Source organism: Vibrio sp. OPT46 (assembly GCF_015163535.1).
GTDB classification, from domain to species: domain Bacteria; phylum Pseudomonadota; class Gammaproteobacteria; order Enterobacterales; family Vibrionaceae; genus Vibrio; species Vibrio alginolyticus.
This window is the reverse complement of sequence record NZ_JADDYG010000295.1, coordinates 1-8825: the sequence shown is the minus strand read 5'-3', so window position 1 is coordinate 8825 and position 8825 is coordinate 1. Positions and strand designations below refer to the sequence as shown.

Sequence of the window (8825 nt, the reverse complement as noted above, 5' to 3'; positions counted from 1 at the left end):
AGCTCTTCCGTTCTGCCTTGCCATATATCTGACTGAATAGAGTTCATATCGCTCAATTGGGAGCGTTTTATATAACTCGATTTCATAGTGGCAATCGCTAAGTCACTTCGAAGGTATCTATTCAGTTTTCTAGTTAATCTGAGTTCATCGTCAGAACCTTTCATGTCTTTTGGGTGAGGGATCGTAGATTGATTTTGAGTTGTTAACAGACCAACTAACTGATCCATAGCTAAACGGTCTTCGTGCGATAACTCACTCAATACTGCTTGCCCAAAGGTGTCATTTAGAAGGATTGTGTATTCTTCGTGAAGGTTAGGTGCGCCAATAGGAGTTCTATGAGATATGCTGGACTTAAGTTTATCAAAGGTTTCTTCAGCTAGTTTTCCAGGAAGTACCTTCTCCCCCTCAATTACTAGTGAACTAGTTAGGCCATCATCATCAAAGAATAGACAGCCTTGTTCATCAAAATTAGCTACATACGCCCTCTCAACAAATTCACAAAGGCCTGGTGTAACTTCCATCTTTGATTGCATTAGCAAATTGTGTGTTTCAGAGTGACTACCTGATACAGTAGCTGTATGGAAAGCTTTGAGGTTGTCGTCGTTTTGGAATGATTTAATCGCGTTATTGATCTCGTTTGCCATTTCTTGAGACTTAGTCAGCGCTCTTTCAGCTGCTGTCATACCATCAGTGGCTGTTTGACTAGCTTTTTGACCTGTTTTGGCTGGATCTACAATCGTCCAAGCTAAGAATGCATGGCTTGTGTACGGAATGAATGCAACAATAGCCACCCCAATTGTAAAGAATTTCTTCATCTTTCCACCCCAATAGCATTGTCTAACGCTGGGTTAACCACTATTTCGTTATCTGGAATTAGATTGTGCTTGTAGGTTGTCTGGTTGATTATCTGGTTTTCAACACGATTACTTAGCATTGATTGCGTGTTAGGTACGGCCAATCCTGACGAAGGTTCGAAGAGATAGTCTGTTCTATCTAATAACAACGGAATCTGATGGGCATTCGGTGCATTGCTACTACGATGGTGTTCAACGGATCGCTTAATAACACTATGTAGTTCATTCAGCTGTGCAACTCTTAGCCATGTTTTAAAGTTTTCACTAGGTTCACTTTTATCAAGACGAATACCGTGCATCTCTATTATGGATAGAAGGGACTGTTGCTTTGGCTTGCTCCAATCAATTTCATGGGGGAGTTCGAGCGATGTTATATCCCCATCTTCATCAATAGAAACAATAGGAAGCTGGCAGTTAAACGTAGATGTTCCGTTAAGAGCATTAGCAGCCATGTAAGACGAAAGCATCAACTCATTCGTGTTCCAGTTAACTGCAAATTGAAGGTGTTGCTTTTCATTGATAGTTAGACCTAATGACCTACTAATTGAATCAAAAACATGGTCTTGTAGGCTATCTTCGAACCTCATGTTTGCCTCGTTGCGCGGGGGGTAATAGTTGTATAATATAGGACATTCATCAATTAAAAACAATGGTGTAAAATGGGTGACTATGAGGGAAATGCAGCCTGGATTGCTGCAGTTAGTGGGCGAGCAGACATAGAGCTATACTCTATCTTCAGCCTAGAAATTAAAGAAGTGTCGGAAGGTAGAATAGGACTTTCAAGGAGTATGTCTTCTATGATTGCTTATTCTATTGATTCAAAACACAACCACTATTTAGGTTGGCCACTAGGTGAAGTTTGGGATGCTGTAAAGAAAATTGAGTTTACCGGGTTCAAAGTAGAACCAACACCACTCTCTTTATCAAGTAGTCACGAATTGCAATTGCATTATGAAGTCGAAACGGAGGTGATTGTTTCTGAACGATCTCGCAGAGGGGTTCATAACATGACAAAGAGTGAGAATCGTCAACTTCATATGTGCCTACCTGTTACAGCAAGCGTTGGTAACAAGTTAGAATCTGCCTCTCTAATTACTCTAGTGCCATATGACGGTAATCATGAATCTGATGATGCGGATGCAATAGTAGTAACTCCCATAGATTAGACTTTTATTATATTGAATAAAAATTTGGCCCAAGATGGGCCAAATAAAGTTTCAGGGTTTGGGATGATATCTAAAGTTATTATCTAGTTACTAACTTTCCTTTCGTTTTAGTAGATCGAAAATTGTTCTATCACTTCTCATAACTCCGCGAATATAACCCCTTTCACTTGCTGGAGTGTCTTCGTCTCCCCAAACTAGGTAGGGAGTTCCACCTGCGAACATTAAATCGCCCAAAATCTTGAATTCCCTCATTTTAGTTTCACAACTCTTCGAAATGTTACTTGGAAAGTCTCTTAAGCTCTTAGTTGAAAAGAGTTCATTGTAAGCGGCTTTATTATCATCAGAGCAGTATCCATTAAGCACTAACTCACCAAAGCTATTAAGGGGCTCTTGGTGAGTACGATATATATACTGATCGACTGTAAAGTTATTCTCGAATGGGTAATCAATAATCCGTTTTCTAGGATAAGGCATGTAACGTACCTTTACACCCTCAGCATTTAAAGAAGGAATTAGAGTATGTAGCTGTTTACATACTGGACAACTAAAATCGGTAGCAACTGTCAAAGTTCCCTTATAAGGGACATCTGCATCATTTTCATAAACAATAAAGCTATCATCATCTATTGCTGGAAGAAGCATCGGAGCGTATGTAGGTCCTAACTTTTGACGCATATGAGGCTCGATGTTCTTTAATTCATCCATGATTGTGTTAGATGTTTTTTCGGAGCTTACGCTTGGAATAGATGACTGGGTTACGGGTTGTTGTTTGCTAGAATCAGAACTTTCTTGATGCTCAAGCTGTTCTTGTTTCGCCTCCATGGCCAACTTTCTTTTGATTAACGCCTGAACTCCTGGAGATTTACGTAAAATCTCGTTAATCTTTTCTTCATGAGAGCTGTTTAAGTTGGTGTTATGTTCAGAAGGTTCAGCTGGAATTGGTTGAGGCTTGGGCTTGGTGTCGCTCAATTTGACTGAAGCTTTATGACTGCTATCGGTGAAAGCAACTATTGCCTTCTCTTTGGTGATTATTGACTGTATCTCATCCTTATGTGCGCCGAATATACGACCAAGGATGTTATCGCCATTGGACAGATCAATCATTTTCCCCTTAATTGCAAAGTTAACATCGCTATCAACAATGAATGTCCCTTTATTTGTGAAGGCGGCATAAAGGTTAGTGTCTTCCATGATTTTAATTATTTTGTATGTGGTTACACTCATTTTTTCTTCAACGAGGTGTTCAATTGGCAAAGTACTCGATCCACTAACATAAACCTCACTTGTCGGATTACTTTTTATAGGTGCTTTATCAGTTTTATACTCAGCAAAAGCGTAGAAACTGGCTAAGGCCATTAATGATAGTGCTAAACCTTTCTTTTTATGGAATTTGATCATGATTACCTACTCATCGTTAAATTATCAAACAAGGTGTTGGCCATGTTGTTAGTGATAGTTAGTTCCGTCCCATCTACTTTATGGTTTACTTGTTGGGTGATTGGATTTTGACGCATCTCTATATGTTCTAAGAGAGAAGGGAAAAGACGCTTAGTGATAGAAAACTGAAACTTTAGAGCTTCTTTGTTCAGTTGTGAGTTAATGTAAAAAGCTGAGCTAAGGGAACTACAAAGAGTTGGGCTGGTAGAAGGCTTATATAGGCCAAGTTCATTTAAGCTTTGTAAGATCTGGATATCTGGGGAGCTGCGTTTTAAACCAGGCTGAACTAGTTCTTCAGTTGACAAAATAGGTCCACCAGCATCAGCTAGATACGTCTTTTTATCGCTCAAGCCCAAAGCACTTTTTGTAAATTCAGTTACCATTTCTACTTCTGAATGTTTGCTGTACACGGAACGATGATCAACGACATAAATAGCTGAGTGGGCTTGGTTTCTTTCTGTTAATGCCGCAAATCTTTCCATGTCTATAGCTACACAAAGCTCGCTTAGGGTATCTTCTACGGAGTTCTCTGCACTTGGATACCAATAATTCTCGGTCACACGCCCGTATGAAAGCTTTCCAGATTGATATAAGTCTTGAAGATTATTTGCGATATCACAGACAGGCGTATCGTAGTGTATTGCTACGTTCTGGTAGATGTTTAAGGTTGATGGCGGTTTCGTTGGAACTTCAACTAATTCAGACTCGGCTGACTTTAGAGAAGTGTTGTAAGTTAGGGCTTTAACGGAACTTTCATCATCTAAGAATGTAGCTACATTAAGAGTAGGTGTATCCATTAAATGGCTTGCAACCATTAACTTATGAATACTCGTTGGTCCAATACCCTGATTGATACCATAATTGGCTACTTTAAGATTTAATAGTCGTTCTGTATGTGCTTGTGCTACAACGTCTAGGTTTATTGGCCTAACCTTACTCAGTGCTGTTTTTATGCCTAAAGGTGATAACTCACTCAGATCGGCTTTCACAAGTGAACGACCATATTGATTTGCTATGGTTTGCAATTGGTAGGCGATGTACTCTCCTTGTTCGTCAGCATCTGTCATAGCGATAACATTGTCTGAGCGTTGAATTTGAGTAGACAGATACTGGTATACGTCAGAGTTCCTTGGGGACCACTTTAGAGAAGGGTCTCCGACCTTAAAATCGAAAATTCTCCCCATAGTAAATCCGCAAGTAAACTCTTCTTGAATACCTAGTGCACCTAGAGCCAAGTTAACTTGCTTCGATTTAAGGCTGCTTTCAACAAGTATTAAATTCACATTACCACCCTTTTTTCACATCCCATTTTGGTTTGGTAGATTGGTTGGTATCTCTTGATGAACTAGGAAGGTTTTGTTCAGATTGAGGGTAAACGGCTTGTCTGCTTGTACCGTTTCTACAAGGTATTAAGTTACCTTCAGAGTCAAAGAAACTGTCTAACTCTGAGCATATTGGCAAAGTTGGGTCTTTCTCAGGGTCATAAGGTTCTGGGTCTGGTTCAGTTACCTCTCCTTCATCATCCTTACAGTATGTAATTCCATTTTGTGTATAACATTCTCTGTCTCCATGATCAGGGTCTTCTATGTCTATAATGTCACCGCCACCATTCCCATCAGACGCACATTCGTACGAAACCAGTTTTCCCTTGTCGTCATAGACAGGGCAAAATTTACTTTGCATCTCAATTTGATCATCGAAGATGCCTTCCATCAAATTATCTAGGTCGAGGTCTACACTATCTGGAATCGCATCAAGTACAGGGCCAAGTGCGTCGTCAATGCCTTGCTGCCCAATATCCTGAATGGTATCGCATAGAGCTCCTTGTAAACCATCGAGGCTAAACGAAGGTAGACCTGGCAAACTAAAAGAGAAATCACACCCTTGTGTCGGGTCTATATAAGCAAATGGGTTTCCCATCTTAGGATTGCTAGTATCTACGTCACATATACCAGCTGAAGGTGCTGGCAATGAGACTTTTTGTCGACATACCCTTGCTGCTTCACTCTTAAAGGGAGTGACAGTTGCAATGACTGAAGCTAGAAGTGCAAAACGAATAATTTTATTATTATCCATCCTTAGTATTCTCCTGAATTAATCTTTTGTGAGTTGCCAGTGCCAATCGAGTTGCATCGTCACTCAAATATTGCTTGTCGAATTCGATTAGAAAATTGAAGAGGTTTAATCTTGTGTGAAGAATTTTGGCAAACTTATACCGGTTTCGGTTTTCTATCCTTTGACTCGATAGAGTTTGGTTCGCGTGGATAGAGACGATGTAATTCCATTTGTGATCGTTTTGACTGAAAGCCCCCAGCCAACCAAAAGCAGCTAAAGACGTTTTTAGCGGTAAGCACCCCAAGATTACGAGTAATCGATCGGCTTGCTCTTGCACATCCTGATTCAATGGGAAATTTGCTAATTGAGGTAGGTTTTCAGCAATGCGATTAAGTTCTCTTAATGATGGAGACTGATCCTCAACAACCCAGCTTTCTCTGGCCTCAAAGGATGAAATGCTGCTCATTACTTTTGGCTCAACCTCTTGCCAGTATTCATCTATCCATTTTTTATCGAACGTTAGTCTAATCATAGGTGACTTTTGGGTTTTGCTGATGTTGTTTTTTATTGTAATATGACATTAGTTTCGAGTCTATTAGAGGTTGAAATGAAATTCAATAACTCAATTATCGGCCCATTGGTCGACCCACAAATGCATATCTTAAGAAACCACCCTGCCTCGAATCGCGAGGTTGGACTAAACGATGCAAAGTTTGAACATATGTGTCTGCAAATTGGTGTTTCAGAATACGCATTGAATACGGATAGGGCGTTGAAGACTGGTCATTCTATTGAACATACACAAGTGCCTGAACTCGACTTCTCCGAACTATTCAACGAAGCAACTCCATCTAAACCATCAAATGATGGAAACTCACCGTCTCAACCAACTCAAGACCTATCATTTGATATTGGTGGGTTTGATTTATAGAGAGCACGCTAATGTTTAAGAAAACGTTATTAAGTTTATCCCTCGCGGTCTTATTGCCTGGGAAAGCAAACGCCGTAATCTGTACAGACCCAACAGGCTTAGGTCAGATAATCAGCCAAAGTGCTCAAGATGCGATGTTATGGGCTGAAGAAAAGGGGTTAAAGATTTCTGAAATGACAATGACAGAACTAATGGAGGAATGGAAAGCATCTCAAGATACGATGCGCGAACTCGCATCAACACAGGCCATTTCTAACAGTGTTTCGGAAACTTCTAACCTTGAGCTTCAAGCAAAGATGGAACCCTCACCATTGATGTGTGATGGCATAGCAGCGGTGTCTGCACTTTATGAAGCTACAGATGACTTTTATTGCGAAGCCCAGACAAATAGCCTTGATTTTGCTGTGCAGCTTTCAGATGAAATTGAATGTGAAGGAGATAGATGTGAAACAGGGCTGCAATCATTAGCAGATGAGTCTGTATCACTTTTAGAGGGCGTTACGCATGGAGATACTGTTGAACTCGATTTATTAAATATAAAAGGTGTTTTACCCGGCATGGGTGAAGGTGGCTACTCCAAATCGACTGATGAGAAAGAGCGCACTGACACTATGCTTAAAGTACTTTTTAGCTCCGGTGAAATAAATAAAATGCCCCGCGGTGAGAATAACCAAGTTATCAATGAAAGCTCGGGTGCAGATGCAAAGATGGCTTACAACCGATGGCTTAAACGTCATCTAAGAACAACAGCTGGATTTAATACAGCTCTTAGAGTTAACGGGCTCACCAACCCTCGTGATGAAAATGGGCGCCCTATTCAATCTATTCTTGAGCAAATAAAGGCTGATATTGATTTCTATAACTCTCCTGAGCAAATAAAGCTCTACGGAAATGGTGGTGACAAGTCTTGTTATTCACGTAAAGCCGCAATGGTAAATACCCAGCGTGAAATGGATGATTGGTTAAACACGCCAGCTGGTCAAGCTTGCAAGGCTAATTTTACCACTGTGGAACAAGTCCAAAGAATGAACGCTCAAATTGATGCAAGGGTCCTTGCTCTGCTGGGTCATATACTGGATTCCCAGCTATCAAGCGAATTCAATTTAGGCTTACAAACTCAACTGCTAAATGAAATAGCTGGAAATGCAAGGAAATACTAATTATGGCTGTAGAGGTCACTGACGTTCTAGAGCGGTTTCTGACGCATGAATTTGTCATTTTAGTTGATGGAATAATCTTAGTAGCTCAGGGGCTGGGTTTATATCTATTTGTCCATGGTGTCTTTTTATGGCTTTCCCTCATGAGGATAAGAACGTCGTCCCCCATGGTTAGTCAAATGTATGGAAGCCCTCCCTCACCTAAATTGATAATGGCAGTTTTTATCGCTTCAGCATTTATGTGGAAATTTGGAGAAGGAATAGCTGCTTGGGGGAGTCTATTTTGGCATGGTTCAGGATTAGACTTTAGCACTCCCTATTCAGCGGCAATGTTTGATGACATAAGTCAGCGAGCTACTAACCTAGTCAATGTTTCTACCGTAGGAACGGGGATGCAAACTCGTTCTATTGCTATACGAGCTTGTTTTGCGGTCATGTCTATTTACGGAGTTATATCTTACTTCAGAGGTGTGATGGGAATAACTCTCTTAGCCAATCCACAGATGTCAGGACAAATTAAGTTTAGTCATATTGTTGTTCATATGGGGTTCGGAATTTTCCTTGTGTACATCGATTTCTTCTATCAATCACTGAGCAACACTATCACAGCTGCAACCATGAACTGAGGTCCCCTATGGCAACTTGTGCAGATTTTACTCTTACTTGTATAGAGGCTCATGTTCAGACAGGGTCGACAACAAACTTTTTAGCAATTTTATTCGGTGGTTGGGTACATCACCTTTTTGGTAATCAGAGTGTAGAAGCGACATTGACGCCTTTAATGGTCATGTTGGGGGGGCTCAATTTCTTAGCCCTACTCTATGGATCAATAAATGTCATATATAACTCTGGTCACATCATGATGAATGCTGCTGCTACAGGTCATGTCTTTGGGAAAATGTCACCATACGTTCCATTAAGAATTGCAATAGCGTTGGGGTCATTGGCGCCTATGATTCATGCTGCTGGTTCCTTTGTATCGGTAGGACAAGCTTCTGGGATGTATGTAATCGTCCATGGTGCGGGAGCAGCTGATGTATTCTGGAAAGCTGGAGTAAATGATTATGTGAATCATACTGGAGCGCAAATAGCGTCTACGAATGTAGGAGAAGTGTTCTCAGTTGGAGAAACTATGGTTTCTATGCTTTCTTGTGCTGAGTTGTTTGAAAGCTCAAATGATAGAAAATTCACTTTAAAATCGATTAATTCAAATGGGACATCTAGC

At 40.5% G+C, this 8825-nt stretch carries 11 protein-coding genes; 5 read left to right on the top strand and 6 right to left on the bottom strand.

The genetic code is table 11. The annotated features are described in order from the left end of the window. Both IQR33_RS13375 and IQR33_RS13370 read right to left on the bottom strand, forming a co-directional pair. The coding region (locus IQR33_RS13375) for a hypothetical protein (protein WP_193843762.1) at positions 1-815 on the bottom strand (815 nt) is incomplete at its 3' end. Then, positions 812-1441: a hypothetical protein gene (locus IQR33_RS13370; protein ID WP_025767008.1), complete on the bottom strand. Its 630-nt coding sequence runs from the start codon at positions 1439-1441 to the stop codon at positions 812-814. The genes IQR33_RS13370 and IQR33_RS13375, both read right to left, overlap by 4 nt. 72 nt (positions 1442-1513) lie before the next feature. Here IQR33_RS13370 and IQR33_RS13365 point away from each other — a divergent pair, with 72 nt between their 5' ends. Then, positions 1514-2020, top strand: coding sequence for a hypothetical protein (locus IQR33_RS13365; RefSeq protein ID WP_025634152.1), 507 nt, complete (start codon positions 1514-1516; stop codon positions 2018-2020). A gap of 90 nt (positions 2021-2110) precedes the next feature. On the opposite strand, the gene IQR33_RS13360 is transcribed toward IQR33_RS13365, so the two are convergent. The 4 genes from IQR33_RS13360 to IQR33_RS13345 are packed head-to-tail and all read right to left on the bottom strand — an operon-like array spanning position 2111 to position 6044. After that, positions 2111-3418, bottom strand: coding sequence for a hypothetical protein (locus tag IQR33_RS13360; protein ID WP_025767009.1), 1308 nt, complete (start codon positions 3416-3418; stop codon positions 2111-2113). Positions 3419-3420: 2 nt separating this feature from the next. After that, a complete protein-coding gene (locus tag IQR33_RS13355; protein ID WP_193843761.1) occupies positions 3421-4740 on the bottom strand; it encodes a toprim domain-containing protein in 1320 nt (439 codons plus the stop codon). Position 4741: 1 nt separating this feature from the next. Next, positions 4742-5533 carry a hypothetical protein gene (locus tag IQR33_RS13350; RefSeq protein WP_025634147.1) on the bottom strand — a complete coding sequence of 264 codons (792 nt, stop codon included), beginning with the start codon at positions 5531-5533 and terminating at the stop codon, positions 4742-4744. Then, complete coding sequence (locus IQR33_RS13345) at positions 5526-6044, bottom strand: hypothetical protein (protein ID WP_025767011.1); 519 nt, start codon at positions 6042-6044, stop codon at positions 5526-5528. Before IQR33_RS13345 ends, IQR33_RS13350 begins: the two co-directional genes overlap by 8 nt. Positions 6045-6119: 75 nt before the next feature. Here IQR33_RS13345 and IQR33_RS13340 point away from each other — a divergent pair, with 75 nt between their 5' ends. From IQR33_RS13340 to IQR33_RS13325, 4 genes are all read left to right on the top strand, one after another. Further along, positions 6120-6443: a hypothetical protein gene (locus IQR33_RS13340; protein ID WP_025634145.1), complete on the top strand. Its 324-nt coding sequence runs from the start codon at positions 6120-6122 to the stop codon at positions 6441-6443. An 11-nt stretch (positions 6444-6454) separates the two neighbouring features. Beyond that, entirely contained in the window at positions 6455-7603 is a 1149-nt protein-coding gene (locus IQR33_RS13335; protein ID WP_025767012.1) for a hypothetical protein, read from the top strand. A 2-nt stretch (positions 7604-7605) separates the two neighbouring features. Beyond that, positions 7606-8226: a hypothetical protein gene (locus tag IQR33_RS13330; protein WP_025767013.1), complete on the top strand. Its 621-nt coding sequence runs from the start codon at positions 7606-7608 to the stop codon at positions 8224-8226. 8 nt (positions 8227-8234) lie between these two features. Continuing rightward, on the top strand, positions 8235-8825 hold a 591-nt coding region (locus IQR33_RS13325), incomplete at its 3' end, for a hypothetical protein (RefSeq protein WP_193843760.1).